Genomic DNA, 25,847 nt, shown 5'->3' with positions numbered 1-25,847 from the left:
AAAAGTTTCAAATTGTTATAACATATTGAGATAATTTTAAGCTTATTTTTGTATAATTCCAACCCAAAAAAATAAACAGGAAACATATGAGAATAACAATATCAAACGAAGAATTTAATGAAATACAAAAAATTTTAGTTCAAAATGACATGTCGTTATATAATAGATTTAATGAAGAATTTAAGAAGTCGATTTTATCGTGTACACCAAAGAAAATTAAAGCAACAAATAAAGCAAATATAGCAAAAAGAAGAAAAAGTAGAAATGCAATAACAAATGCTGTTAATATGTTAAGATTTGAAGATAGAGATATTACAGTTTATAGTGTTGCTAAAACAGCTGCAATTAGTTATAACACTGCTAAACAATATAAAGATTTTATACTTGCTCAATAAACTTCAAAAATAAGATGAAGTTTATTTGTATTTTCAAAATGATATTAGAGATCGTTAAATATTCCGTGTCAAAGAAATTTTGATATAGAAGCAGAGATAGAATCTTAAAAGATGTACTTAAATAAAATTATAGTTATTAGAGCTATTGAACCTTTATTTTATTATGCTTATAAAGGAAGTTTCTTAAATGCTTTAATGATTACTTTAGAAAATGAAATATATCTATTCAAAAATTTCAAAAATACAAATAGAAAGATTTTTATTTCTATAAAAATAATAATAAAATTTCTTTCTCAACTTATCTATATTTTTCTGTAATACCTTCTTTATTGAAAATACAATACAATACGAAATCAAAACAAATAAGGTAAATAATGGGAAGAGCAAATAACTCAAGTGTTGACACAACAAAAGGCGATAGATTAGCTAAGAAAATGAATGAAAAAAGAAATGTTCTAAAAGCAGGTTTTGCTCCAGATGCAGCTGATAAAAAAGAACAAGTAATAAATGCAAGAAAAGCTGCAAATTTAGAAGCTCAAAAAGAAAAAAGAAAAAAAAATGCAAAACTAGCTAAAGCTGCAAAGAAAAAAAATAAAAAATAATAAGAAATTGCAAAATAAGATAGGACAATAAATGAACTGGTTAGCGCATGTGTTCTTATCTGAGCAAAAAATAGATTTCCAAATAGGAAATTTTCTAGCAGACCCTTTAAAGGGTCGATTATGGGAAGATGCAACTATTGATATGAAAAAAGGTATGTTTACCCATAAAATCATAGATTCATATACAGATTCCCACGAAATTGTAAGTTGTAGCAAAAGAAGGTTAAGAGAAAAAGGTTTACTAAAACCTGTTATTATTGACTTAACTTATGACTACTTTTTAACAAAAAATTGGGATGATTTTTGCCATATGCCAATAAAAGAGTTTTCAAAAGTTTTTTATCACGAAGCAAATCAGCGAACTCAAGTTTTACCAAATCATGCAAATATTCCAATTTATAATATGATTGAGCGAGATTTGTTAAATAAATATCACAATTTAGAACAACTAAAAACTTCCTTTGAAAGAATGGATAGAAGATTATCTCCAAGACTTAAACAAAGGGAAACAGCTCTTAGTTATTTTGATAGTGTTGTGAAAAATATAGATGAACTTGAAAAAGATTTTTTAGAATTTTTTCCACAACTAACTACAAAAATAAAAAGTGATTTAGATGAAAATAAAATAAAACATTGGAAATTATAATAGATACTTTTTTATTTTATTAAAATTATTTCTTAACATTGTGTGCAAATATGTTCCAAAAATATTTTCATTTTTAAAAGCAGCATAAGTTCCATCACTGCTGTTTTTTTTATAAAGTTTATACTCCCCTACTTTTTCTTCATCTATTAATCTTGTATAATGAAAAGCATGTCCAGTTATTCCTAAATCATTTTCATAATATCCCATTCGATAAAATCTTTTTCCTAAAGTAAAATCTAAAGGTAATAATCCCATCATTTTTTTATCATCAACTCTATTTGATAAAAATAATAATCCAGCACACTCGCCATAAATTGCTTTTTTTTCTTCTGCATGGGTTAATAAAGAGTTCTTAAAATCATTAGAGTTCTCTATTTTTTCATAAGCCTCTTTTGTTTCTATATATCCACCAACAATAAAAACAATATCAGCATCCAATGGAATAATTTCATTATTAATAGCATTTACAACGGTTACTTTTGAAAAACTCTCTTTTAAAAACTCTAAATTATCATGGTATAAAAAAGAGAAATTATCATCATTAACTAAAGCGATATGTTTATCATAACTTTCTACTTTTTCAAAGGGATAATCTTCTACTTCTTGGGCTTTAAAGTTTGCAATTGATTCTAATTTTTCTAAATCTATATGTTTAAGAACTTCTTTTGACATTAGTTCTAGTTTTTCTATTTTATTATCTTTTAAATCAAGTCCAAGATAAGTTGAATCTAAAGTATCCAGTCTATTTTGAATCCAACCTAAAACCACAACATCATCAAAATCTTTTTCAACTTGATTTTTGATTAATTCAAAATGGCTAGGAGATGAAATATGATTAAAAACTACCGCTTTTATAGTATTTCCCTCTTGATAAGTTTTAAGACCTTTTATCACAGCACTCAAAGTAATATATGAACCTTTTCCATCTAAAATGATAATTGTGGGAATATTTAAAAGTTTAGTAACATCATAAGCAGAAGCATTTTTATCCATACCATCATAAAAACCCATAACTCCTTCAAGAATAGAGATATTTTTATCACTATATTTATTAAAAAGCCATTTAACTTGGCTTTCATTCATAATACAAGTATCAAGATTTATACTAGGAGTTTGGCAGATTTTTTGATGAAAAAGTGGATCTATAAAATCAGGTCCTATTTTAAATGGTCGAACAGATTTTTTATAATGATACAAAAGCGCTGTAGTTAAAGTTGTTTTTCCTTGATTTGATGCAATTGCACTTATACATATAGCTTTTATCTTGAATCCTTTTATGATGTTTTATTTTTGTGATTTTATCCTAGTTTTACTTCTGTAAATATTTTAATTAAGAAGTTCTGTAGTAAAATATTTACCATACAAGGAATAAATAAAATGAAAAAACTATTTTTAATAAGACATGCCAAATCTGATTGGAGTAATCCTTTACTTGATGATTTTGATAGAGGTTTAAATAATAGAGGTTTAAAAGATGCACCTTTTATGTCTAAACTTTTAAAAGATAAACATATTATTCCTGATTTAATAATAAGTTCACCAGCTCTTCGAACAAAACTTACTCTGGAACTTTTACTTGAAAAAATAGACTATAAAAATGAAATTATTTATGATAAAAGTATCTATGAAGCACCCTATTTGAATTTAAAGAAAGTTATAAATAATGTAAATGAACAATTTGATATTTTGTTTTTAGTTGGTCACAATCCTGGACTTTGTGATTTAGCGAACTTTTTATGCGAAGAATCATTTGAAAATATCCCAACTTGTGGAATTGTGGAAATAGATTTTAACACTAACTCTTGGAGTAATATTTCAAAAGAAAACTCAAAATTAATCTCTTTTAAATATCCAAAAAAGTATAAATAAATTATACTTTTTTATTTCTTCTAATCAATAAATAAACAAAAAATGGTGCTCCAATAAACGCAGTTACAACACCTATTGGCAAACTTGAATCTGTGTTTAGATTTCTTGAAATTAAATCTGAAAATACCAAAAATATTCCCCCAAAAAAAAACACAGGGAAAAACAGTTTATCAGCACTTTGTTTGTAGATTAGTTTGATAATATGAGGGATAACAAGGCCTATAAACCCTATTGGTCCTACAAAACTAATACTAATTCCAACACTTAAAGATACTACAATCAAAAGAAGTAAACTTATCTTATTTACATTTAGTCCTTTTAGAAATGCTGTATCATTACAAATAAGTAAGAGTTTGATTTTATCTTTATTTAAACTCACCACAAAATAAAAAATAACACTCACGAGCATAACAATAAAACCATTTGAAAATCCAACTGTATCTAAACTTCCAAGGGTAAATCTAACTATTGAATAGTTTTCTTGTAAATTACTCATATAAAATACCAACATCAAAGCTGAACTATAAAAATAGGATAAGGCAATTCCAATAAGTAAAATTGAGTTTGTTGAGACTGATATTGCGCTTTTATTTATCTGTTTTGAAATAAAATATAAAATCAAAATAGTAATAATTGAGCCAAAAACAGAAGAAATACTCATATTAAGTGCAGGAAAAAATACAATTGAAATAGCCGTAAAAAGTGTAGTTCCACTTGCTATTCCTAAAGTATATGGAGTTATTAGTTGATTTTTGAAAATAATTTGAAAAATCAAACCTCCTAAGGCTAAAATTCCACCAACAAAAAAAGCTAATACAGCCCTTGAAACTCTTAAATCCCAAAATATAGTATATGTTGTTGAAGCTGGTTCAAAAATATCTTTTAAAGAGATAGAAATTTCTCCTAAAAATGGCGAAATTATTAATATTATAAAACTAATTATGTACAATAATATTTTCATAAATTTACCACCAAATGGTTATCTAATTTCATAATTGTATTATTGTAAAATTTTTTAAGATTTTGATTTGAAAAAAACTCATCATGTTCCCCAAAAAATTGAATAATTCCATCACTTAAAAATAAAACTTTGTATTTTAAAGCATAGGCTAAATCAAGATTGTGTGTAATTACAATCTTTTGATTTAATAAATTTGAGTTAAAAATATCATAAACCTCTTTTAATCTGCTAATATCCAAATTTGCAGTTAATTCATCAAAAATAGTAATTTTTGCATTGTGCATAATTGCACTTGCAAGAAGTAAAAGTTGCTTTTCACCCGAACTAAATGATTTACAATATTTATCTTCTAATTTTCTAAGATTTAAAAGTTTTATAACTTCATCTATTTTTTGATTATTTACATTTTCAATAAAAGAGAGTTCCAAAAACTCCCTTAATGTAACATATTCATCAAAAATAGAGAGTTTTGGAGGTATATAATTTATCAGCTGAGTTCTTTTTAAATCACTTATTTTTGATATATTTTCACCCAAAAGTTTAACTTTATCATTTGAAATAAGATTTGATAAAACTTTTGCAAGAGTTGATTTCCCCGCTCCATTTTCACCCAATATTATTAAGTTTTCTTTCTCTTTTAATGAAAATGAGATTTCATGTAAAATAGAACTATTGTAATTTTTTATTTCTAACATTTTCTAATATCTTTTTAAAATCTTTTATAAAAAACTCTACTCTTTGGCTTGGAATTCCAGCATAAAGTTTATCAACTGTATAAATATTATCATCTTTTGCTGCATTTATTGGTAATTGTTTCCAAGCATTTATAATCTCTTGTTGTTCTTGTTTTTTTCCATCTAAAAATGGAGTTAAAAGAACAATAATATCAGGATTCATACCAATAATTTTTTCAGTATTTACAACTGGTTGGGCTTGGTTTGAAGAGTTATAAGCATTTTTATTTCCACTTGCTTTTATAATATCTTCAAAATATAAAAAATTACCAGTTATATAAATCTGATTTGAAAGGGATTTTTTAGGACTTATAACTATTAAAATCTTTTTATTTTCAACTATTGAATTTACAGATGATAAAGCATTATCTATATTTGATATTAATTCTTTCGCTTTTTCTTTTTTATCGAAAAAGTCTCCTAATTCACTAATTGTATTTTCTATTGATGAGATTGTATTTGTTTTATAACTCAAAGTTTTTATACCCAAAGCTTTTAGATTTGAATTTAGTTTTTCATCATAATCTTGCCCAATAACAACAGTTGGTTTTGTTTCAAGTATTTTTTCCAAAGAGATGTTATTGTAACCACCAATTTTTAGAATAGCCTTTGATTCTTCTGGAAAATCACAATAACTTGTATTCGCAACTACATTTTTTCCAACACCTAAAGCAAATACAATCTCATTTATTGAAGGAGAGAGAGTTACAATTCTCTCTTGCCCCAACAAATTTATACATAAAATTAGTATAAATAAAAGTTTTTTCATTTTAGAACTTTACTTTCATACCAGCATAATATGTTCTTTCAAAATTAACTGGATAAATCGCATTGTCTCTTATCCATAAACCATTTTTTTCATCAAAAATATTTTGAATTTTTGCAAATAATTCAAGATTTTGATAAGTATAAGAAGTTCCTAAATCTGTAGAATGATAAGCTTCTTGTTTTTGATTAAAATCATTTCCAAAATCATTAGCTGCGTAGGCGCTACTTCTATAAATATGTGATAAAACTGTATTTATATTATTTATGTTATATCCTAAATTAACTGTGATATTATGTTTTGAAACTCCTGGTAAATCTTTACCATTGTAAGAGCCATTTCCTTCATTTTCTTCATCAATTTTTGCAATAATATATGAATAATTTGCTGAAGTATATAAATTATCATTTATAATATATTTATCAAAAACTTCTAAACCATATTTATATGATTTATCTATGTTTGTATTTCTACTTACAAATCCAACATTATAATAATAAATTTCATTTTTTAAATCAGCTTTGAATATTGATAATTTAAATTTATTATTTTTTTGAATATTGTTATATCCAACGGTATAATTATTTACTTTTGCAGGTTCAATAAAACCATTAAATGTAGTTGTTGAAGTCCAAATACCTCCATTATTTACCCAACTTGAAGCAAAAAATCTATCTATATCAGGAGCTTGAAAAGATTTATTATAATTTGCAAATAAAGAAGAATTCTCATCTAATTGATAATTTAATCCTAAATCATAAGCATTTAGATAATCATCATTTTTTAAAGTATCAGAACCATTTGGTTCATATTTATATTCAACATTTTCTCTTCTAATTCCAGATGATACTTTTAAATCATCACTTATATTGTATTCCCCTGAAACAAAAACTGCTTTATTACTTTTATTCGTAATATTTGAAGTTGCTATTCTATCACCATCAAAACCATCAATCCCCAATAACAACTTATAGTTATCTTGTTGGTAATTTAATTTAGAAGAAAAAGATTTATATTCATAATCTGATTTTGATGAATAAGTAATATAATTACTTGTTTTATCTTCATCACTATAAGTAGATTCCCATGATAAATTAGGGTTAAAATTATATTTAAATCCACCTGTTGTTACATAAGAGCTAAAATATTGTTCAGTAAAACTATTTGCTTTATTTGGATTATTTTTATATTCATCTAATGTTAATGAACCAGCATAATTGATATTCATATTAGAATAATTTCTTGTTAAATTTAATTCCAAATCATCTGTTGGAAAATAAATAAGATTAAAGTTTTTATTTTTATTATAATTTTCATCTTTATCATCATTTAAATCAACTCTAGTTCCATCTGTTGAAGTATAATCAATTAAAGCATTTGCAATTATTTTTTCATGAACAAAACCTAAACTTGCAGTTCCATTTTTAGTTCCATTATTTCCAACATAAGCTTTTACATAATTATCATTTTTTCCATTTGTAATGATATTTATAACTCCAGCATTTGCTCCGTCACCATAAACAACAGAACCTGTGCCTTTTAAAATTTCAATTTTTGAAACACTTTCTAAAGGAATAGAACTTAATAGTTGTGAACTCATATCAATATTATTTAATTTTCTTCCATTAAGCAAAACTACAATATTTTGATATCCATCACCAATTCCATAACCTCTTAAATCTATTTTTTGAGAAAAAGTATTTCCATAACTAGGACTTACATTTATTGAAGTTTGAGAAGATAAAAAATCATATACATCTTTTGATTTAGAGTTTTGAATATCTTCCTTTGTGTAGATTTCAGTGGCAAATGTTGCACTTTTTTCATCTGATTTAATAAGTGATGAAGTAACTGTAATTGGTTCTAAACTCTGGGCTGAAAAAAGGTTTGTTGTTGCTAGAAGAAAGCTTGCAACTAAGCTTGTAGATATTTTTTTTTGCATTATTAATTTTCCTAATTTTTATGTTAAATGTTGTTTGTTGAATATAAATTGATTGGTTTTAATTGTTTTAATAGTAATAATTTATTGATTTTTGGCATTGTATTTACTAAAATTGCATGAATTGCACAGTTAATAGATTGCAGTTTTCTATTCACAGTTGCGGCTAAAATTCCAAAAAAACTAAAGTATCTTCTAGTTTTATTTTTCATCGTTTCTCCTTTCTTAAAAATTTTATTTCTGATTTATTTAAATGTGACAACTTAAAATTGATTTTGTTGGGTCTACTAAATATTCATATCCCAAATATCCCATGTAAAATCCAAATGCTATTACTAATATTGAAGCTAATTTTATAAATAAATCTCTAAGATTTGATTGTTTGAAAAGTCCCACAAAAAATCCCAAAGAAAAAAGAGCAGGAACTGTACTTAAACCAAATATTAGCATTACAAAAGCTCCCCAAAAGGCACTTCCAGTACTAGCAGCTGTTATTGCAAAAACATATACAAAACCACAAGGGAGTAAACCATTTAGCATTCCTAAAAAATAAAAACTAAATAGTGATTGAGAACCTAAAAGGGCTTTAAATGTACTTTGATAAAGTGGCGATTTTGAGCAAGTGTGTTCTAATATAGTTAAAAACTTTATTTTTCCAAGAAGCGAAAGTCCAACTAAAATCATCATAAAACCAGTAAATAACAGAAATATTCCACTTGTTGTATTATCAAAAGATACAACACCACCAACAAGGCCAAACAAAGCCCCAAGTATCATATAAGTTGAAATTCTTCCAAAAGAATAAAGTAAGTGAGCAAGAGCTTGAACTTGTTTTGTCCAATGACTTTTAATTTTTGTACTTGAATATGCTATTACAATTCCACCACACATCCCAACACAGTGTCCAAAAGATCCCAAAAATGCTATTGATATTATTGTTATTATACTAATTGCTTCCATTATTTCCTAACAACTCTTTTTTAATATAAGGATTTTTAAGACTCTCATTTCTTAACATTTTTAAAGTCATTTCTTCAAAAGTAATAAATCCATCTTGTTTATTTTCATAAGCACCAAATCCATAACCCATAGGAGTAGCATCAGTTCTTGAATACCAAGCGATTCTTCCATCTATATATTTTTTTGTATCGATTGTCATAACCCAAATTTTTGCACTATCTTTAAAAGTTTTATCCTTCAACCAATTTGCCATTCCACCATGATCATGAAAGAACCAAGTTTTTCCATCAGGTGCAACTACTTGTGAAACATAATCCATTTTATCAATAGTCATTCCACAATCACTATCTTGGTATTTACCAAGAATTATTTCAAGAGGTGTTTGACTTATATTGCCCTCTTTTAAAACAACCATCTGTTTTGCATTTGACATAGATAAGAATATTATAATTATTATTGCTATTATTACAATTATTGTAAGAAAAGGTAAGATTTTTTTCATTGAAACTCCAAAATAGAATCGTTATTATAATCATTTGTATATAAATATCAGTTTATTGAACATAAAAAAAGGCTTCGCATGGGAAGTACGAAGCCCGATTCAAATCTATTTCAATGTATAGGATACCAAATAAATGTATTTAGTAGTAGGAGGATTTAATATAAATATCCTATGGAAGTAATTCTATCAATTCAATTATTAAAATAAGATAAATTCTATCCTCTTTAATTACTTTTTTGAATTTTTTAATCTTAGTTTAGAATTTAAAGAATATAATACAAATTAATATATAAAATTAAGGATTCAAATTTATGCGTTTAATAATGTTTGATATGGATGGAACACTTATAGATAGCGGTTTTGCTATAACAAATACAATAAATTATGTGAGAGTTAATCTAGGTTTTGAGAAATTAGAAAAAAGCTATATTTTAGAAAAAGTAAATGACCCATCTATAAATTCAGCAGAATTTTTTTATGGAACAAAAGAGTTTACACCACAACAAACAAAACTTTTTGAAGAGTATTATAATAAACATTGTTTAAGTGATTTGGTACTTTATGATGGAATTTCAAAACTAATTAATGATTTAAAAAATGATTTTGTTTTAGCAGTTGCTACAAATGCAAATTCACAATATGCCCACAAAATGCTAAATCATGTGGGAATTGGACATCATTTTAAAACTATTTTAGGTTATGACAGCGTAAAAAATCCAAAACCACATCCAGAGATGGTACATAAAATTTTAGATATTCATAATATTTCAAATTTTAATGCCCAATTAATCGGAGATTCTCACAAAGATATAATGGCTGCTACAAAAGCAGGTGTTGATTCGGTTCTTGTAAATTGGGGATTTTCAAATCATGAAAAAGGTGCTATTGAAACAATTGAAGAGTTAGAAAAAAGAATATTTGATAAATTCAAATAAGATTTTGCTGGATTTTATGAATGTTTGAAAAAATTAAAAAACTATTTAAAAAAGAGACTTTTTCTTGTATTGTTTGGGATGGGAAAATCATGAAGTATTTAGATTTAACCCAAAAACAAATAGATGAAATGACTAATAAAGGTCTAAGTGTTACAAAAAAAGATGAGTGTTAAAGTTCTATAAACTTGTACTCTCCCTCTTTTAAGTCTTCAATTGTATATTCACCAAAACTAACCCTATGAAGTGTTAATACCCTATTACCAACTGCTGCAAACATTCTTTTTACTTGATGATATTTTCCCTCACAAATTTCTAGTCTTACATGTGTTTCACCTAAAACTTCTAAAGTTGCTGGAAGCAGTGGTTTTTTCTCACCATTTAACATTAACTCTCCACTTGCAAAAATCTCTTTTTCATCACCTTTTAAAGGAACGGCTAAAGTTGCTTCATAAACTTTTGAAACATCACTTTTTGGACTTGATAATTTATGATTTAAAGCTCCATCATCAGTTAAAATAATAGCTCCCGTTGTATCAACATCAAGTCTTCCAATAGTTGAAATTTTAGGATTTCTTCTATTCCATCTTTGAGGAATTAAAGCATAAATCAAACTTCCTGCATCATTATGAGAACAGATAAAACCTGAGGGTTTATTTAATAAGATTGTAATTGTTTCAGGATCAATGGGCTCATTATTTACTTTTATATCATTATGATATGCTTTTATTGAAGTGTCAAAAACTCTTTTATCATTTACAGTAAGCTCATAAATTCTTAAAAATTTTTTCGCTTCACTTCTTGTGCAATATCCCAAACTAGATAGATGTGCATCAACTCTTTTATAACTATTTTGCATATATTAAAATCTCTTTTTTTTTAAATTAGTTTGGATATTAACATCTTTTCATATAAAATACAAATATGAAACTAATTGATAAAAAATATGCCGTCTATTTATTGGACGATGATAACTTTGATTTCCCAAAACTTAATATGATGAAAGATGATTTAGTAGCAGTTGGTGGAGATTTTCATCCCCAAAGAGTTATAAATGCCTATGAAAATGGAATTTTTCCTTGGTATATAGATGACTACAATTATATTCATTGGTTTAGCCCACAAAAAAGAATGGTTTTAAAACCAAATGAAATGAAAGTATCAAAGAGTCTTAAAAAATCAATTCAAAACAAAGGTTTTATTATAAAATCAAATGAAAATTTTGAAGCAGTAATTCGTGCATGTTCTGAAATAAAAAGAAAACATGAAAACAGCACTTGGATAAGTGATGAATTTATACAAGCTTACATAAATTTACATAATTTAGATATCGCTTTTAGCATCGAATGTTATTTAAATGATGAATTAGTTGGTGGACTCTATGGACTTTTAATAGGTAATGTTTTTTGTGGAGAGAGTATGTTTGCAAAAGTAACTGATGCTTCAAAAGTTGCTTTTTACCATCTTTGCCAACAAGCACAAAATAATGGTATAGAACTAATAGATTGTCAAGTTTATAATGACCATCTAGCAAGTTTAGGAGCTTATGAAATAAGTAGAGTTGAATACTTCAAAATACTAAATGAAAATTTAGATAGTTAAAAAATGTTACTTTTTTCTATTATTTCATAAACTATTGCCCTATTTTGATAAATTGCTACACGCTTACTACTATTTTGTTTTATAATACGACATATTTCAATAAGTATAAGGTAAAAAAATGAGTGAAGAAATAAAAAGAGAAAAATCTCTTACAATGACTATGTTAATGACACCAGATAAAGCAAACTTTTCTGGAAAAAATGTTCACGGTGGTGAAATTTTAAAAATGTTAGATCATGTTGCATATGCTTGTGCAGCTAGATATACAGGTATGTATGCAGTAACATTATCAGTTGACATGGTTTTATTTAAAGATCCAATTAAAATTGGTTCACTTGTTACATTTCATGCCTCTGTAAATTATACAGGAAGAACATCTATGGAAATTGGTATTAAAGTAATTTCTGAAGATATTAAAGATCACACAATTAAAAATACTAATGTTTGTTATTTTACAATGATTGCTGTTGATGAAGCAGGTAAACCAGCACCTGTTCCAAAATTAGATTTAATTACAGAAGATGATAAAAGAAGATATAACGATGCTATTCAAAGAAGAGAAATCAGAATGTCTTCAAGACATTCAAAATAATCATTTTTAGCCATAAAAAAAGGGGAAGATTTCAAAATCTTCCCCTTTTTTATTTTAAAATTTCAATGAAATATATTAAGCCTCTAAAGACTCAATATACTCTTCATAAGTTCCTTTGAAATCAACTATAGTTCCACCAGGTTGGATTTCTATAATTCTATTTGCATAAGCATCTAATAGTTCCCTATCGTGAGATACACAAATTACAGAACCAGGATAATCATTTAGACCCTCACCAAGTGCAATAATTGCTTCTAAGTCTAAGTGGTTTGTAGGTTCATCTAAAACTAAGAAATTCCCTTGCTCTAACATAATTTTAGAAAGCATCATTCTATGTTTTTCCCCACCAGAACAAGAGTTAACTTTTTTCTCTTGCTCTTGACCATTGAATAACATTCGTCCTAGACAATTTCTAATTTCTGAAATATCAGCATCTCTATCGCAGTTTCTCAACCAGTCGTATAAAGTTACATCACCTTCAATTATATCAGTAGCATTTTGTGGGAAATAAGAGTTTTGAATAGTTGCACCCCATAAAATTTCGCCACTGTCAGCTATTATATTACCCTCTAAAATTTCACAAAGAGTTGTTTTACCAATACCATTTGTTCCAATAAGAGCTATTTTATCACCTTTTTCAATTGTAAATGAAATATCATTTAAAACTACATTATCATCATAAGATTTAGAGATATTTTTAACTGTTAATAACTCTTTTCCAACTTCTCTTTTTTGTTTAAATATAATTGAAGGATCACGTCTGCTTGATACTTGAATCGAACCAATATCAAGTTTATCAAGTTGTTTTTGTCTTGAAGTTGCTTGTTTAGCTTTTGATGCATTTGCACTAAATCTAGTAATGAATTTTTCAAGCTCATCTTTTTCTTTTAGTTTTTTATTAACATCTTTTTCATTTTGTTTTGCAATTAATGTTGAAGCGATATACCAGTCATCATAAGTTCCTGTGAACTCTCTAATTTGTTTAAAATCAACATCTAAAATATGCGTACAAACAGCATTTAAAAAGTGTCTATCATGAGAAATAACTACCATTGTTCCATCATGATGTTGTAATTGATTTTCTAACCAACCAATAGTTGCAATATCTAAGTTATTTGTAGGCTCATCTAAAAATAGAACATCTGGTTTTGGATATAAAACTTGTGCTAATAAAACTTTAAATTTATTCCCACCAGTTAAAGTACTCATTAAATCTTGATGTTCAGCAGCTGGAAATCCTAAATCTTCTAAAATTCTTGTGATTTTTACATCATATTCATAAGTAGGATCTTCTTCACAACAGATAATTTCAAGCTCAGCTAATCTTTCATTTATTTCATCTGTAAATTCAGGGCTCATGTAAAGCTCTTCTTTTTCTTTTACAGCATCATGTAATCTTTTATTTCCTAAAAGAACAGCATCAAATATTGTGTTGTTTTCATAGGCAAATTGATTTTGTGATAATGTTCCAACTTTTTTACCATTTTGAACTTGTACTTCACCCTCAGTTGCATCTTCTTGCCCTGATAAAATTTTTAAGAAAGTTGTTTTACCTGCACCATTTGCACCGATAAGTCCATATCTTTTACCAGTATCTAATTTTAAATTTATGTCTTGAAATAAAACTCTAGCACCGAAAGCTTTTTTTAGATTGACAGTTTGAACCATATTATAATTCTCTCCATTTATTTTATTTACTTAATTGTATTGAATTCGCGATTATATCCTAAAAAATCTATTTAAGACTTAATTTTACCCCTTATATCTCTTTTTCGAATGCAAGTCTCATGATCTCATCTTCTGTTAAATGTCTCATTCTTGTATCATCTTCAGGAGGATATTTTATAATTAAAACTCTTTCTTTTAAATCATCTAATCTATATTTAGTTAAATTCTTAATTAGATTATCATTTATCATCTCTTTTGATAAAGTTGATTGTTCGATCATTTTTGATATTACATTTTCAAGATTTTTTTTCGTTTCTTCAAAAGCTTTCTCTTCATCAGTAAACGAGATATATTGTTTTTCTAAATATTTCATAACTAAATCAGCTGGATATTTATAAGTTGTAATTCCCTTATAAATATATTTTTGGCATTTTATATTAGGAATTGGAACACCTGTAAAAATATATCCAAGTACTGTATTTATTCCATCTAACTCTTTTAATGGATTATGAGAACAAATGAAATCTTCTTTTACTAAAGATGGTGCAAATTCTAAAGATGTAATATTATTATGTAAAATTATATAACTTCCACCAACCTCTTTTGGTCCACCTTTTAATGAAAATATTTCATTTTTGTGAGCCATAAAACTTCCAGTAACTTTCTTAGGACTTCCCTCAAGTGAAGTTAATTCATTATCACCTATATCAAAATCACCTTCAACAATATTAAAGTTTAGTGGTAATTTTAATAAGTTTGCTAATTTATCAGCTAACTTTACATCTCCATGAACATTTACAGAGTTATCTTTTAAAATAGTAAAATTTCTTATTTCATGTTTTCTAAGCCATCTACTTATATCATCAACATTAGTTAGAGCAACAATAGGTTTATAAATATGAGAAACAACTTCACTACCTTTGTATCTCCATGATTTTTCTTCTTCATTAAAAGTACTTGCCACATGATTTAATCTAATATCTGTAATTAAATCATGTCCTATTTCATCTGCTACTCCATCTAAATCTGTTAGATTATTTCTAACACAAATATAGTTAGTTCCTACAGAAACGGGTCCACCAATTAATCTATCAACTAAATTATCTGAACAATCAAACTCAGCATCAATATATTTAGGTCCACCTTTTAATGTTACTATTTTGTTATTAGCACATTTAAAATGTCCTTTAATAGTTCTTGGCATTCCTTTTATTGAATTAATTTCATTATTAGAACAATCAAAATTCCCTTTAACCTCTTTTGGAGCATAAGACAAATTTTTCAATTTATTAAATGAGCAATCAAAATCCCCAACTTCTGCTGGTCCTTCAAATAGTGAAACTAAATTATTTTTAGAACAGAAGAAACCACCTGTTACAGTTTTTGGGCAACCATCAAGGGCAATTAAACCATTATTACTAATATCAAAGAAACCATCTACTGTTTTAAACTTAACTGGTAATTTGTTTACTGATAATTTTTGATTTAAATTTACATTTCCTTGAACTGTTATGGAAAAATCTTCTGAAATCAGGTAATTATTTATAGAATGATCTTTAAGCCATTTCTCGATTTCTGCGAGACTATTCATCCTCAACCTTTATTATAATTATTTTAATTTATGTTATATAGATTTTATCATTTTATTGCTTATGTAGATATATATTTATCTACATCTTTTAAAATTATTTTTTATCAAACTACAAATATTAGATACAAAAAATCTTTTTATTCCCATATAATAATTTTAAGTTAGTAGATACTAGCTTAAACAACAAAGGTTTTATCATGGAGACAAAAATTTGGATTATTGGTTCTAGCAGTGGAATTGGTTTAGAGTTAGTTAAACTTTGTTTACAAAGTAATTATAAAGTAATAGCAAGTTCAAGAAATGCTAAAAACTCTAAAGAGCTATTACAATTAAAATTAATTTATTCTCAACAACTAGAATTATTAAATATTGATGTTTCAAGTAATGAAAATGTTTCTAAAAGTGTGGATGAAGTTTTTCATATTTTTGATAATTTAGATATTTGCTTTTTTAACGCAGGTGTCTATGAATCAATGAGCATAGAACAATGGAATATTTCAAATTTTGAATCAATGATAAATACAAATTATTTAGGTGCCGTTAGAGTTTTAAAACCACTTGTTAATTATTTAGAAAAACAAAAAAAAGAAGCAAGAATTATATTAAATGCAAGTTTATCAAGCTATTTTGGATTGCCTTATGGGGGAGCTTATAGTGCATCAAAAGCAGCTTTAGTAAATCTTTCACAGTCAATACAACCTGAGTTATTAAGAAAAAACATTTATGTTCAAATAGTAAATCATGGTTTCGTAAAAACAAGATTGACTGCAAAAAATGATTTTGACATGCCTCAACTAATGTTGCCAAATATTGCAGCTAAAAAAATATTTGAGCAATTAAATAAACCTTATAAATTTGAAATTTCTTTTCCTTTTATATTGTCAAAATTTTTACGATTAATATCCCTTGTGCCTTATAAATTGAGTTTTTTTATAACTAAAAAGTTTTTAAAATGATTATGGTTAAAAAATATGTGAAATATATGATAACTAGATTAATATGAATAATAATATCCTAAAAAGCAAAGAGATTCTCCTATATGGTATATTAGGGATTCCTATTGCTTTTTTGGGTTTTCCTTTATATATTTATTTACCAACTTTTTATGTAGAATATGTAAACTTGAGTGTTGGAACTGTTGGGATTATTTTATTAGTTGCACGACTATTAGATATGATTCTAGATCCATTTATTGGCAATTTTACAGATAAATATAATAAATTTAATATCATTATAATCTCAGTCTTTTTTGTTTTAATTGGTCTGTTTTTTCTTATTAAACCTCTATATTTTAGTTCTTTATGGTTATTTTGTTTTTCAATAATTACTTATATTTCTTATAGTTTTATAATGATTCCTTATCTTACTTTAAACTCACAAATAAGTAATAACTCTATTAACAATACAAAACTAGCCTTTTCAAGAGAATTATTTATTGTTTTTGGAGTTTTAATCTCTTTACTTTTCCCTTATGTTTTTATGGTTGCTAATGATTCTAAAAAAAGTCTAGAACTTTTACTTTATACTTGTTTGATAATTTTTCCTATTTTCTCAATAATTTTTTATTTAAAATTAAAACATTTTGAAAATAAAAAAACGAGAATTAAAGAAAAAGAATTTTTAAAATCTATAGACATATTTTTTAAAAAATTTCCTCACAATAAAAAATTATTTTTTTCATTTTTAATTAATAATCTTGCAAATGCACTTCCTGCCACTCTTTTCTTATTTTATGTAAAATATGTTTTAAATTTAGAAGAAAAAACAGGTCTTTTTTTAATTGTTTATTTTTTAAGTGCAATTGTTACTTTTCCTTTTTGGATTAAACTTTCAATAAAAATATCAAAAAAAACTACATGGATTTTATCTATGATTACAGCTTGTTGTGCATTTATTTTTGTACCATTTTTACAAGAAAAAGATTTTTTATATTTTTTGATTATTTGCATTGTAACTGGCATGAGTTTAGGTGCAGATATGGCTCTTCCTTCTTCAATTCAAGCTGATGTTGCACAACAAAGTAAAAAAACACACAATGATATTTCTGGTATTTTATTTGGTTTTTGGGCAATGATTACAAAATTTTCACTTGCACTTGCTGTTGCTATTTCATTTATTACTTTAGAATTTACAGGTTTTGACATACAAAATATAAATGAGACTTCTTTAATTGCGCTTATAGTTTTATATTCAATTGTTCCAATTTTATTAAAATTAATATCTATTATTTTGTTATCAAAATATGAACTAACATAATTTAACTACAAACATCTATCTTTTTATAATAAATTACCATAAATGATAAAGGATTGATTTATGAAGTATTTATATTTGATATTTTTCTTGCTTTCAACTATTTATGCCAATAATTCTTTTAAAAATGATTTTGACATGAAAAAATTTTCAGGTCTTTGGTATGAAATAGCAAGAATTGAAAACTCTTTTCAAACTTCATGTGTTGCATCAAGTGTTGAATATGATTTACAAGAAGATAGTTCTTACAAAGTATTCAATAGATGTTTTGATTCATCCTTAGATGGAAAACTGATTGAATATACGGGATTTGCAAAAAAAATTGAAGAAAATCAAAATATAAAACTTCAAATGAGATATTTTTATATTTTTACAAGCCAATATGAAGTTACTTATATAAATGATTATAAAACAGCTGTTGTGACAAATGATGATTATTCAAATCTTTGGATTATGAGCAGAACTCCAAATATACAAAAAGAAGAATTAGAAAAAATATTAAATAATTTAAAAAACAAGATGAATACTTCAAAATTAGTATTTACAAAACTTGACCCAAAAGGAAGATATAAATGAAAATAGCAGTTTTAGGAGCAGGAATTAGTGGCCTTGGAAGTGCCTATATTTTAAGTTCAAAATACGAAGTTGATGTTTATGAAAAAGATTCTCGATTAGGCGGTCATGCACGAACTACACAAATTCAAGATGAAGATAAACTCTTTGGTGTTGATACTGGTTTTTTAGTTTTTAATGAACCAACCTATCCTCTTTTGACAAAACTATTTAAACAACTTGATGTAAAAATTGAAAACTCAGATATGAGTTTTGCTTTTTGGGATAAAAACAAAAATATTGCTTACAATGGCTCATCTATCAAAGGAATGTTTGCTCAAAAAAGAAATCTATTTTCAATATCACACTATAAAATGATAAAAGATATTTTATCTTTTAATGAAAAAGCAACTAATGATTTATATTACAATAGTACAGATTTGGATAAATCTTTGGGAGAATATATAAAAAAATATTCAACTGCATTTAAACAAAGATATATTCTTCCTATGGGCGCTGCTATTTGGTCAACTCCTAGTGATGAAATGGGTGAGTTTCCAGCAAGAACATTTTTAACTTTTTTTAAAAATCATGGACTTTTAGGAGTTGACTCACACCATCAGTGGCTTACTGTCTCAAATGGAAGTATAAACTATGTAAATAAAATAAAAGAAAAAATATCTGGAAAAATCTTTTTAAATTCAGATGTAATCAAAATAAGAAGAGAAAAAGAAGGTGTTTATTTAATCCACGAAAACGGTGAAAAAACTTTTTATGACAAAGTAGTTCTAGCAATGCACGCACCTGAAGCTTTAAAAATATTAGAAGATGCAACACAAAAAGAAATAGAGATATTAAGTGCTTTTAAATATAAAGAGAATAGCGCTGTTTTACACAATGACAATAATATTTTATATCCAAGTAAGAAAATGTATGCAGCATGGAATTATACAAACACAAATACAAAAAGTAATTCTGTAACACTTACATATTGGATAAATACTCTACAAAATCTAAAAACAAAAAAAGACTATTTTGTATCACTAAATGAAACTCAAAATCTTAATAATGTAATTGAAAAAATCTCTTATGAACATCCACAATTTAACCAAAGAGCTATAGAAATGCAAAAAAGAAAAAAAGAGATAAGTGGACAAAACAATACTTATTATGCAGGAGCATATTGGAGATATGGCTTCCATGAAGATGGACTTTTAAGTGCAAATGAAGTTGGAAAACTTTTAGGATGTCGTTTATGAAAAATTTAATAAATCATAGATTTTATGAGGGAACAATCTATCATAAAAGATTTCTTCCAAAAATTCATGATTTTAAATATGATTTTTATTTATTAGATATTGATTTAAATGATTTTGAAAATCTAAAAAATAGTTTTTTTTCAATAAATAGTTTAAATTTTTTAAGTTTTAAAACAAAAGACCATTTTGGAAAATCTAAAGATTTTTTACAAAATATTGATGAATTGTTAAAAAAATTAAATATTAAAAAAACAGCAAATATGAGATTTATCACCCTACCTAGAGTTTTAAATTTTGTGTTTAATCCTATAAGTGCATTGGTACTTTTTGATGAAAATAATCAACCTACTCATCTTTTAGCTGAAGTTCACAACTATAATAATGGAAGAGTTATTTATCCAGTAGTTTTAGAAAAAAAAGCCAATTCATACACAGGAATTGTAAAAAAAGACATGTATGTTTCTCCTTTTTTTAAACCAGAGGGAATATATGAATTTGAACTAAAATATGATGAAAATAAACTTTTTTTAAAAATAGATTTATTTGAAGACAATGAATATAAATTAACAGCGATTTTTAACTCAAAAGCAAAAGATTTTAATTCGAAAAGTAGTTTAAATATATTTTTCAAATATATGTTTAGCACTTTTTTAGTAGTAATAAGAACTTATTTTCAAGCTATCAAACTATTTTTAAAAGGCTTAAAAATCTATACCCCAAGAGTTGAAGACAAAGAAAGGAGATATTAAAATGCAAAAACTATGGAACAAATTTGGAGATAACTTTTTTTCAAAGATAAAAGTTGGAACACTAGAAGTTATCTATGCAAATGGAAATAAAAAACTTTATGGAGAAAAAAAAGAGAATAAAAAAATAACGCTTATTATAAAAAATAGTAAATTCTTTTATAAAGTTGCACTTTATGGAGATATAGGTTTTTGTGAGAGTTACATAGATAAAGATTTTGAAACTTCAAATCTTACAAAACTATTAGAACTAGCTCTTGTAAATTCAAAATATTTAGGCACTACAAGTGAAAATGAAAAAAACAATAAATTTATAAATATCATGCCTATTTTTAATAAAATAAAACACACTATGAGAAAAAATTCAAAAACTAATTCAAGAAAAAACATCTCTGCTCATTATGACTTATCAAATGAGTTTTACAAACTAATGCTTGATGAAACGATGATGTACTCAAGTGCTGTATTTTCCAATAAAGACGAAGATTTATACACAGCGCAAAAAAATAAATTAGAAAAATTATCTAGTAAATTAAATCTAAAAGAAGGCTCAAAAGTTTTAGAAATTGGCTCAGGATGGGGAGCTATGGCACTTCATTTGGCAAATGACAAAAAGTGTGAAGTTACTACTGTAACTTTAAGTGTTGAGCAAAAGAAACTTTGTGAAGATAGATTTAAAGAACATAATGTAGAAGATAAAATCGATATTTTACTAAAAGATTACAGGGATTTAAACGGAAAATTTGATGCAATTATTGCTGTTGAGATGTTTGAAGCTGTGGGGAAAGAGTATTTTCATATTTTCTTTAAAAAGTGCCAAGAATTACTAAAACCAAATGGTGTTTTAGTTCTTCAAGTAATAACAATGCCTGATCAAAGATATAAAGATTATTCAAAAGGAACTGATTTTATACAAAAATATATTTTCCCAGGTGGACATCTTCCAAGTATCTCTAAAATCCTTGAAGTGACAAGCAAACACACAAGATTAAATCTAAATCATCTTGAAGAGTTCACAGAAGATTATGCAAAAACTTTGAATATTTGGCATGAGAATTTTGAAAAAAAATTAGAAGAAGTTAAGAACTTAGGTTTTGATGAATATTTTATACGAATGTGGAAAATGTATCTAAACTATTGTGAAGCAGCATTTTTAACAAGAAACATAAATCTTCATCAATTGGTTTTTACAAGAGACCAAAATATAGATTTAAACAAAGGATTAATCGCATGAAAAATTTAATATTAGTTTTTTTAACAACAATACTACTAACAGGATGTACGGGCATGAAAATAGAAGATTTTAACAACACAAAACCAGAGTTTATTCCACAAGATTATTTTAATGGAAAACTAAGAGCCTATGGAATCGTAAAAGATAGAAGTGGAAAAATAACAAGAACATTCAAAGGAACAATGATAGGTTCTTGGGATAAAAATGGCATTGGAACACTTGATGAATATTTTGTTTACAACGATGGGGAAGAGATGAAAAGAGTTTGGACTCTAAAACCAACAGGAGATAAAAAGTTTATAGCAACTGCAAATGATATTATTGGTGAAAGCCCGATGATAGCAAATGGAAATACAGTTATGCTTGATTATGTTATGAGAACTGCTTATAAAGATTCTACTATTGATTTGAGTGTTCAAGATTGGTTGCATTTACAAGATGATGGGGTTATTATAAATCACTCTAAACTGAAAAAATTTGGTTTTATTGTGGGCGAAATTGTAATTACGATAATCAAGGATTAAAAAATGGCTTGTAAATGCAAAGATATATTTTATATAAGTGAGAAAAAAAGTAAGATTCATTTTATAACTCAAATAACAGAGTTAATAATAAAATCTTCAAATTTAATGAAAACTTTGGGATTTGAAACTTCAAAAATAGAAGGAATTGTGACTATTGAAAATGAAAACCCAAAGCTTTTTTTTGAAGAGAATTTTGACTTTTTTAATACAAATTTTAATGATTTGGAAAAAGATGAAATCAAGATATTCATAGAAAATGAAGACAATCAACTCTCACTTGGAACAATATTTTTTGCAAAACCAATGAACAGATATTTACATTTTATTGAAGATAGAAACTTCTTTGATATTATTGAAAATAGCAGTTTAACAGCCCACTTTCAACCAATAGTTGATATGAAAACAAATAAAATATTTGCCTATGAAGCTTTGACACGTGGAGTTTTGCCAAATGGTGAACTTATGTATCCTGATGTTTTATTTGCAAAATCAACACGAAATGATATGAATTTTACACTTGATAGAATGTGTAGAGAAACAGCACTTAAGACAACAGCTGTTAAAAAAATAGATGCAAAAGTTTTTATAAACTTTATTCCAACTTCTATTTATGACCCAGAATTTTGTCTAGCTTCAACTGTAAAATGGGCAAAACAACTAGATTTTGACCCAAAAAATATAGTTTTTGAAGTAGTTGAAACACAAAATGTAAAAGATAAAGAGCACTTAAAAACTATTCTAAATTTTTATAGAGATAAAGGTTTTTTAATCGCACTTGATGATGTGGGAGAAGGATATTCTTCTCTTAATATGATTATAGATATAAAACCAGACATCATAAAAGTTGATAGAAATATAATAGAAAATATAGATACAGATACAATGAAACAATCTATTTATAAGGCTTTACGAACAATTTGTATAGATAATAATATTAAAATTCTAGCAGAAGGTGTAGAAACTCCCTATGAACTTGAAAAGGTAAAAGAAATCGGTGTTGATTACGCACAAGGGTACTATTTTGCAAGACCAAGTGCTGAGATTGTTAGGGTTATTGGAAATTAGTAAATTATTTTGTTCTATTTATGTTTATTTTCAAGTTAAAGTATGAAAAAGGACAAAAAAGTTTTTAATATTTCAAAATGATATATCAATATATTTATAATTTTTTCTTCAAAGATTTGTGATAAGATGGTATTTTATATGATTTTTTTATACTTTATTAAAAAATGATATGTCAAAATGAAATAGTTTTATTTTATATAAATTAGAATAAAAAAGTAACTTTTAGAAGATATACAAAATGTAATATTTCAAAATGATATGACTTTTATTATATTTCTTTTAAAGAACTACTAAATATGTCCAGCATCAAGTAGTTTTTCAATAATATCTTTTTCATTTATAATATCAAATTTGGAAATATCATTTCTTTCTATATTCCAATGAAGATATTTATTTCTAAAATTATTTTTCTGATAAGGAAAGTTTGCACTTATAGTTTCAACAAGTATTTTATTATCATGTCTATCAATTAATTGATATTTTATTTCATTATATAAACCAAATAATTTCTCATTAGTTTGTATATTTATTGTATATCTTGCACTTGGATTTTTTATGATTTCACTTTGAATTGTTTTTCTAAGAAATTTGATTTTTAGATATTTATTTTCACTTTCAGTTTGTGGCATTTTTATCTCTAAAAAATTTTTAATTCTTTTATTAAAAGTATTCTCTTTTTCATCAACAAATTGTGTAAAATAATTTATAGGACTTTGAGTTAAATCTAAACTTTCAATTTTTCCATCATCATCTTTTTTAGGAAAGTCATAAATTATTGGTTTCATTTTAAAAGTTTCATAATAACTTTTAATTACCTTTTGAATTAAAATATCATTAAAAGGTAAGATTAGAATAACTAGAAATGCTAATAGTTGTACTAATCTATTTTTTATTATATTATAGATAATTTTTGAATATATAAATGCAAATAAAATATAAAATAAATTTGCAAAAAGAGGTATTATCATAATTATTTTTCCATATAAGATTAATTAAATATATATTATCAAAATAATGTCACAGATAGTGTCACAGTTTTACTTTTTATTATTTTTTTTGATTAACAAAAAATGAGTAGTAAAATCCCAACCTAAAAGTTGAGATTTTATATTTTAAATGAAGTATTGCCAATAAACTAAAGCAGTTATTGTTACAATTAAAATTGCAAATATATTTATAATAAATCCAAATTTTGCCATCTCTCTTACTTTAACTGCTCCACTACTCATAGCTATTGCATTTGGCGGAGTGGCAATTGGTAACATAAAAGCGTATGAAGCACAAATTGTGGCAACCATTAAAATCAAAGTCATATCTATTTTTGCAACTTGTCCCAAAGAGTAAATAATTGGAAGTGCAATTGAGATAAGAGCTGTATTAGAAGTAACTTCAGTTGTAAAGGTAATAAGTGCTGCTATCATTAAAATCAGCGCAATAGTAGGAAAATCTGTTAAAGCTAACATATAATTTGCAACAACTGCTGCTAAACCTGTTTTTGAAAAAGCTGCTGCTATTGTAAAACCTGCACCAAATAAGAAAATGATTTCATAAGGGATATTTCTTGAGTCTTCCCAATCAAGAAATCCAACTTTTGGAACAAACATTAAAAGACCAAAACTTAACAATATTGCTGTTTCATTTAATCCTAAACCTGAATAATAAGGTTCGATTTTAGAGTTTACTAAAAGTGTAATAATTAATCCTAATAAAATAAAAAGTAATCTTTTTTGATTAGGTAGTAATTTTTCAGTCAATTTTACTTTGTTATCAAGTTTAACATCTGACAAGCCAATAGATAAAAGAAAAGGAATAATTATTAACATCACTAAGGCTAATGGTCCAGTTAAAAATATCCATTGAATAAAAGCTATTGGTTCAAGGGAGTGTTGTTGCATAAATCCTAATAAAATAAGATTTGGTGGTGTTCCAATAGGAGTGATAATTCCTCCAATACTACATCCATAAGCAATAGATAAAGCCAATCTTGCTTTGAATTTCATATTTTCAGTTAAAAATATAGCGATTGGAATTAAAAGTAATGCTGTTGTTGAGTTTGATAAAACAGAACTTAAAAGTGCTGATGTAAATGCTAATGAAAAGATCATTCCCCTTGGAGTACTTGGGAAAATAGTCAATAACTTATTTGATATATATTTATGTAAGTTTGTTTTTTGAGTTGCTATTGCTATCATAAATCCACCCATAAATAAAAATATAGTTGTATTTGAATAATTTACAGTTGTATCTTTTATATCTAAAACACCAAAAGCTGGAAATAAAACTATAGGTAATAAAGAAACTACTCCAATAGGTAAAGCTTCATTTGTCCATAAAATTACAAGCAATGCTATTAAAGCTATTAAAATTGAATGTTGCGTATTAAAAAAGTTTGTAGCAACAAAAAAGAAAAGTGCTGAAGCAATAATTGAAATAAATATATTCTTCATGATTTTCT

General features: G+C 26.0%; 29 protein-coding genes. 16 read left to right on the top strand and 13 right to left on the bottom strand.

The window, feature by feature from the left end; all coding sequences use genetic code 11:
- Positions 1 to 86 precede the first annotated feature (86 nt).
- The 3 genes from AVENP_RS07200 to AVENP_RS07190 all read left to right on the top strand — a co-directional run bounded on the left by AVENP_RS07200 (position 87) and on the right by AVENP_RS07190 (position 1,643).
- Entirely contained in the window at positions 87 to 395 is a 309-nt protein-coding gene (locus AVENP_RS07200; RefSeq protein ID WP_128358577.1) for a hypothetical protein, read from the top strand.
- Positions 396 to 769: 374 nt separating this feature from the next.
- Complete coding sequence (locus tag AVENP_RS07195) at positions 770 to 997, top strand: hypothetical protein (RefSeq protein WP_128358579.1); 228 nt, start codon at positions 770 to 772, stop codon at positions 995 to 997.
- 31 nt (positions 998 to 1,028) lie between these two features.
- Positions 1,029 to 1,643 carry an acyl carrier protein phosphodiesterase gene (locus tag AVENP_RS07190; protein ID WP_128358580.1) on the top strand — a complete coding sequence of 205 codons (615 nt, stop codon included), beginning with the start codon at positions 1,029 to 1,031 and terminating at the stop codon, positions 1,641 to 1,643.
- Here the strand turns inward: AVENP_RS07190 and AVENP_RS07185 are convergent.
- Positions 1,638 to 2,891: a cobyrinic acid a,c-diamide synthase CobB gene (locus tag AVENP_RS07185; RefSeq protein ID WP_228721235.1), complete on the bottom strand. Its 1,254-nt coding sequence runs from the start codon at positions 2,889 to 2,891 to the stop codon at positions 1,638 to 1,640. The two genes, AVENP_RS07190 and AVENP_RS07185, sit on opposite strands and share 6 nt — an antisense overlap.
- A gap of 129 nt (positions 2,892 to 3,020) precedes the next feature.
- Here AVENP_RS07185 and AVENP_RS07180 point away from each other — a divergent pair, with 129 nt between their 5' ends.
- On the top strand, positions 3,021 to 3,512 hold the full coding sequence (locus tag AVENP_RS07180) for a SixA phosphatase family protein (RefSeq protein WP_128358582.1): 492 nt from the start codon (positions 3,021 to 3,023) through the stop codon (positions 3,510 to 3,512).
- Between the two features lies 1 nt (position 3,513).
- Here the strand turns inward: AVENP_RS07180 and AVENP_RS07175 are convergent, their stop codons facing one another.
- From AVENP_RS07175 to AVENP_RS07145, 7 genes are read right to left on the bottom strand one after another with little or no spacing between them, the layout of a single operon-like run.
- Positions 3,514 to 4,473: a FecCD family ABC transporter permease gene (locus AVENP_RS07175; RefSeq protein WP_128358583.1), complete on the bottom strand. Its 960-nt coding sequence runs from the start codon at positions 4,471 to 4,473 to the stop codon at positions 3,514 to 3,516.
- Entirely contained in the window at positions 4,470 to 5,168 is a 699-nt protein-coding gene (locus AVENP_RS07170) for an ATP-binding cassette domain-containing protein (protein WP_128358584.1), read from the bottom strand. The genes AVENP_RS07175 and AVENP_RS07170 overlap by 4 nt, the downstream gene beginning before the upstream one ends.
- On the bottom strand, positions 5,143 to 5,976 hold the full coding sequence (locus tag AVENP_RS07165; protein WP_128358585.1) for an ABC transporter substrate-binding protein: 834 nt from the start codon (positions 5,974 to 5,976) through the stop codon (positions 5,143 to 5,145). Before AVENP_RS07165 ends, AVENP_RS07170 begins: the two co-directional genes overlap by 26 nt.
- 1 nt (position 5,977) lies before the next feature.
- Positions 5,978 to 7,915, bottom strand: a complete 1,938-nt coding sequence (locus AVENP_RS07160; protein WP_128358586.1) for a TonB-dependent receptor — start codon at positions 7,913 to 7,915, stop codon at positions 5,978 to 5,980.
- A gap of 23 nt (positions 7,916 to 7,938) precedes the next feature.
- Entirely contained in the window at positions 7,939 to 8,124 is a 186-nt protein-coding gene (locus tag AVENP_RS07155) for a hypothetical protein (protein WP_128358587.1), read from the bottom strand.
- Between the two features lie 37 nt (positions 8,125 to 8,161).
- Positions 8,162 to 8,872: a sulfite exporter TauE/SafE family protein gene (locus tag AVENP_RS07150; RefSeq protein WP_128358588.1), complete on the bottom strand. Its 711-nt coding sequence runs from the start codon at positions 8,870 to 8,872 to the stop codon at positions 8,162 to 8,164.
- Positions 8,859 to 9,374: a hypothetical protein gene (locus AVENP_RS07145; protein ID WP_128358589.1), complete on the bottom strand. Its 516-nt coding sequence runs from the start codon at positions 9,372 to 9,374 to the stop codon at positions 8,859 to 8,861. The genes AVENP_RS07150 and AVENP_RS07145 overlap by 14 nt, the downstream gene beginning before the upstream one ends.
- 311 nt (positions 9,375 to 9,685) lie before the next feature.
- On the opposite strand from AVENP_RS07145, the gene AVENP_RS07140 reads away from it, so the two are divergent.
- Both AVENP_RS07140 and AVENP_RS07135 read left to right on the top strand, forming a co-directional pair.
- A complete protein-coding gene (locus tag AVENP_RS07140; protein WP_128358590.1) occupies positions 9,686 to 10,309 on the top strand; it encodes an HAD family hydrolase in 624 nt (207 codons plus the stop codon).
- Between the two features lie 20 nt (positions 10,310 to 10,329).
- The gene (locus tag AVENP_RS07135; protein WP_153802234.1) at positions 10,330 to 10,482 is read left to right on the top strand and encodes a hypothetical protein; all 153 of its coding nucleotides are present in this window, start codon (positions 10,330 to 10,332) and stop codon (positions 10,480 to 10,482) included.
- Here AVENP_RS07135 and AVENP_RS07130 read toward each other — a convergent pair.
- Entirely contained in the window at positions 10,479 to 11,165 is a 687-nt protein-coding gene (locus tag AVENP_RS07130; protein ID WP_128358591.1) for a pseudouridine synthase, read from the bottom strand. The two genes, AVENP_RS07135 and AVENP_RS07130, sit on opposite strands and share 4 nt — an antisense overlap.
- Positions 11,166 to 11,230: 65 nt before the next feature.
- Here AVENP_RS07130 and aat point away from each other — a divergent pair, with 65 nt between their 5' ends.
- A complete protein-coding gene (aat, locus tag AVENP_RS07125) occupies positions 11,231 to 11,908 on the top strand; it encodes a leucyl/phenylalanyl-tRNA--protein transferase (protein ID WP_128358592.1) in 678 nt (225 codons plus the stop codon).
- A gap of 118 nt (positions 11,909 to 12,026) precedes the next feature.
- Positions 12,027 to 12,500, top strand: a complete 474-nt coding sequence (locus tag AVENP_RS07120) for an acyl-CoA thioesterase (protein ID WP_128358593.1) — start codon at positions 12,027 to 12,029, stop codon at positions 12,498 to 12,500.
- 75 nt (positions 12,501 to 12,575) lie between these two features.
- On the opposite strand, the gene AVENP_RS07115 is transcribed toward AVENP_RS07120, so the two are convergent.
- Together AVENP_RS07115 and AVENP_RS07110 are read right to left on the bottom strand one after the other, a co-directional pair.
- Complete coding sequence (locus AVENP_RS07115) at positions 12,576 to 14,168, bottom strand: ABC-F family ATP-binding cassette domain-containing protein (protein WP_128358594.1); 1,593 nt, start codon at positions 14,166 to 14,168, stop codon at positions 12,576 to 12,578.
- Between the two features lie 91 nt (positions 14,169 to 14,259).
- The gene (locus AVENP_RS07110) at positions 14,260 to 15,759 is read right to left on the bottom strand and encodes a hypothetical protein (RefSeq protein WP_128358595.1); all 1,500 of its coding nucleotides are present in this window, start codon (positions 15,757 to 15,759) and stop codon (positions 14,260 to 14,262) included.
- Between the two features lie 197 nt (positions 15,760 to 15,956).
- On the opposite strand from AVENP_RS07110, the gene AVENP_RS07105 reads away from it, so the two are divergent.
- The 8 genes from AVENP_RS07105 to AVENP_RS07070 are packed head-to-tail and all read left to right on the top strand — an operon-like array spanning position 15,957 to position 23,392.
- Positions 15,957 to 16,715: an SDR family NAD(P)-dependent oxidoreductase gene (locus tag AVENP_RS07105; protein ID WP_128358596.1), complete on the top strand. Its 759-nt coding sequence runs from the start codon at positions 15,957 to 15,959 to the stop codon at positions 16,713 to 16,715.
- A 43-nt stretch (positions 16,716 to 16,758) separates the two neighbouring features.
- The gene (locus tag AVENP_RS07100) at positions 16,759 to 18,015 is read left to right on the top strand and encodes an MFS transporter (RefSeq protein WP_128358597.1); all 1,257 of its coding nucleotides are present in this window, start codon (positions 16,759 to 16,761) and stop codon (positions 18,013 to 18,015) included.
- Positions 18,016 to 18,075: 60 nt separating this feature from the next.
- Complete coding sequence (locus AVENP_RS07095; protein ID WP_128358598.1) at positions 18,076 to 18,588, top strand: lipocalin family protein; 513 nt, start codon at positions 18,076 to 18,078, stop codon at positions 18,586 to 18,588.
- Positions 18,585 to 19,823 (top strand): NAD(P)/FAD-dependent oxidoreductase, encoded by a 1,239-nt coding sequence (locus AVENP_RS07090; RefSeq protein ID WP_128358599.1) that lies wholly within the window; start codon positions 18,585 to 18,587, stop codon positions 19,821 to 19,823. Before AVENP_RS07095 ends, AVENP_RS07090 begins: the two co-directional genes overlap by 4 nt.
- Positions 19,820 to 20,572, top strand: coding sequence for a DUF1365 domain-containing protein (locus AVENP_RS07085; protein WP_128358600.1), 753 nt, complete (start codon positions 19,820 to 19,822; stop codon positions 20,570 to 20,572). Before AVENP_RS07090 ends, AVENP_RS07085 begins: the two co-directional genes overlap by 4 nt.
- A 1-nt stretch (position 20,573) precedes the next feature.
- Positions 20,574 to 21,803 (top strand): SAM-dependent methyltransferase, encoded by a 1,230-nt coding sequence (locus tag AVENP_RS07080; protein WP_128358601.1) that lies wholly within the window; start codon positions 20,574 to 20,576, stop codon positions 21,801 to 21,803.
- The gene (locus AVENP_RS07075) at positions 21,800 to 22,327 is read left to right on the top strand and encodes a DUF3833 domain-containing protein (RefSeq protein ID WP_128358602.1); all 528 of its coding nucleotides are present in this window, start codon (positions 21,800 to 21,802) and stop codon (positions 22,325 to 22,327) included. The genes AVENP_RS07080 and AVENP_RS07075 overlap by 4 nt, the downstream gene beginning before the upstream one ends.
- 3 nt (positions 22,328 to 22,330) lie before the next feature.
- Positions 22,331 to 23,392: an EAL domain-containing protein gene (locus AVENP_RS07070; RefSeq protein ID WP_128358603.1), complete on the top strand. Its 1,062-nt coding sequence runs from the start codon at positions 22,331 to 22,333 to the stop codon at positions 23,390 to 23,392.
- A gap of 290 nt (positions 23,393 to 23,682) precedes the next feature.
- Here the strand turns inward: AVENP_RS07070 and AVENP_RS07065 are convergent, their stop codons facing one another.
- Together AVENP_RS07065 and AVENP_RS07060 are read right to left on the bottom strand one after the other, a co-directional pair.
- On the bottom strand, positions 23,683 to 24,360 hold the full coding sequence (locus tag AVENP_RS07065) for a hypothetical protein (protein ID WP_128358604.1): 678 nt from the start codon (positions 24,358 to 24,360) through the stop codon (positions 23,683 to 23,685).
- Positions 24,361 to 24,504: 144 nt separating this feature from the next.
- Complete coding sequence (locus tag AVENP_RS07060; RefSeq protein ID WP_128358605.1) at positions 24,505 to 25,839, bottom strand: SLC13 family permease; 1,335 nt, start codon at positions 25,837 to 25,839, stop codon at positions 24,505 to 24,507.
- Positions 25,840 to 25,847: the final 8 nt, after the last annotated feature.

Source organism: Arcobacter venerupis (assembly GCF_013201665.1).
Lineage (GTDB): Bacteria > Campylobacterota > Campylobacteria > Campylobacterales > Arcobacteraceae > Aliarcobacter > Aliarcobacter venerupis.
This window is presented reverse-complemented; position numbering and strand designations above follow the sequence as displayed.

Coding starts and splice junctions, on each gene's coding strand:
- AVENP_RS07200 (WP_128358577.1), top strand. CDS start 87: ATGAGAATAACAATATCAAACGAAGAATTTAATGAAATACAAAAAATT.
- AVENP_RS07195 (WP_128358579.1), top strand. CDS start 770: ATGGGAAGAGCAAATAACTCAAGTGTTGACACAACAAAAGGCGATAGA.
- AVENP_RS07190 (WP_128358580.1), top strand. CDS start 1,029: ATGAACTGGTTAGCGCATGTGTTCTTATCTGAGCAAAAAATAGATTTC.
- AVENP_RS07180 (WP_128358582.1), top strand. CDS start 3,021: ATGAAAAAACTATTTTTAATAAGACATGCCAAATCTGATTGGAGTAAT.
- AVENP_RS07175 (WP_128358583.1), bottom strand. CDS start 4,473: ATGAAAATATTATTGTACATAATTAGTTTTATAATATTAATAATTTCG.
- AVENP_RS07170 (WP_128358584.1), bottom strand. CDS start 5,168: ATGTTAGAAATAAAAAATTACAATAGTTCTATTTTACATGAAATCTCA.
- AVENP_RS07165 (WP_128358585.1), bottom strand. CDS start 5,976: ATGAAAAAACTTTTATTTATACTAATTTTATGTATAAATTTGTTGGGG.
- AVENP_RS07160 (WP_128358586.1), bottom strand. CDS start 7,915: ATGCAAAAAAAAATATCTACAAGCTTAGTTGCAAGCTTTCTTCTAGCA.
- AVENP_RS07155 (WP_128358587.1), bottom strand. CDS start 8,124: ATGAAAAATAAAACTAGAAGATACTTTAGTTTTTTTGGAATTTTAGCC.
- AVENP_RS07150 (WP_128358588.1), bottom strand. CDS start 8,872: ATGGAAGCAATTAGTATAATAACAATAATATCAATAGCATTTTTGGGA.
- AVENP_RS07145 (WP_128358589.1), bottom strand. CDS start 9,374: ATGAAAAAAATCTTACCTTTTCTTACAATAATTGTAATAATAGCAATA.
- AVENP_RS07140 (WP_128358590.1), top strand. CDS start 9,686: ATGCGTTTAATAATGTTTGATATGGATGGAACACTTATAGATAGCGGT.
- AVENP_RS07135 (WP_153802234.1), top strand. CDS start 10,330: ATGTTTGAAAAAATTAAAAAACTATTTAAAAAAGAGACTTTTTCTTGT.
- AVENP_RS07130 (WP_128358591.1), bottom strand. CDS start 11,165: ATGCAAAATAGTTATAAAAGAGTTGATGCACATCTATCTAGTTTGGGA.
- aat (WP_128358592.1), top strand. CDS start 11,231: ATGAAACTAATTGATAAAAAATATGCCGTCTATTTATTGGACGATGAT.
- AVENP_RS07120 (WP_128358593.1), top strand. CDS start 12,027: ATGAGTGAAGAAATAAAAAGAGAAAAATCTCTTACAATGACTATGTTA.
- AVENP_RS07115 (WP_128358594.1), bottom strand. CDS start 14,168: ATGGTTCAAACTGTCAATCTAAAAAAAGCTTTCGGTGCTAGAGTTTTA.
- AVENP_RS07110 (WP_128358595.1), bottom strand. CDS start 15,759: ATGAATAGTCTCGCAGAAATCGAGAAATGGCTTAAAGATCATTCTATA.
- AVENP_RS07105 (WP_128358596.1), top strand. CDS start 15,957: ATGGAGACAAAAATTTGGATTATTGGTTCTAGCAGTGGAATTGGTTTA.
- AVENP_RS07100 (WP_128358597.1), top strand. CDS start 16,759: ATGAATAATAATATCCTAAAAAGCAAAGAGATTCTCCTATATGGTATA.
- AVENP_RS07095 (WP_128358598.1), top strand. CDS start 18,076: ATGAAGTATTTATATTTGATATTTTTCTTGCTTTCAACTATTTATGCC.
- AVENP_RS07090 (WP_128358599.1), top strand. CDS start 18,585: ATGAAAATAGCAGTTTTAGGAGCAGGAATTAGTGGCCTTGGAAGTGCC.
- AVENP_RS07085 (WP_128358600.1), top strand. CDS start 19,820: ATGAAAAATTTAATAAATCATAGATTTTATGAGGGAACAATCTATCAT.
- AVENP_RS07080 (WP_128358601.1), top strand. CDS start 20,574: ATGCAAAAACTATGGAACAAATTTGGAGATAACTTTTTTTCAAAGATA.
- AVENP_RS07075 (WP_128358602.1), top strand. CDS start 21,800: ATGAAAAATTTAATATTAGTTTTTTTAACAACAATACTACTAACAGGA.
- AVENP_RS07070 (WP_128358603.1), top strand. CDS start 22,331: ATGGCTTGTAAATGCAAAGATATATTTTATATAAGTGAGAAAAAAAGT.
- AVENP_RS07065 (WP_128358604.1), bottom strand. CDS start 24,360: ATGATAATACCTCTTTTTGCAAATTTATTTTATATTTTATTTGCATTT.
- AVENP_RS07060 (WP_128358605.1), bottom strand. CDS start 25,839: ATGAAGAATATATTTATTTCAATTATTGCTTCAGCACTTTTCTTTTTT.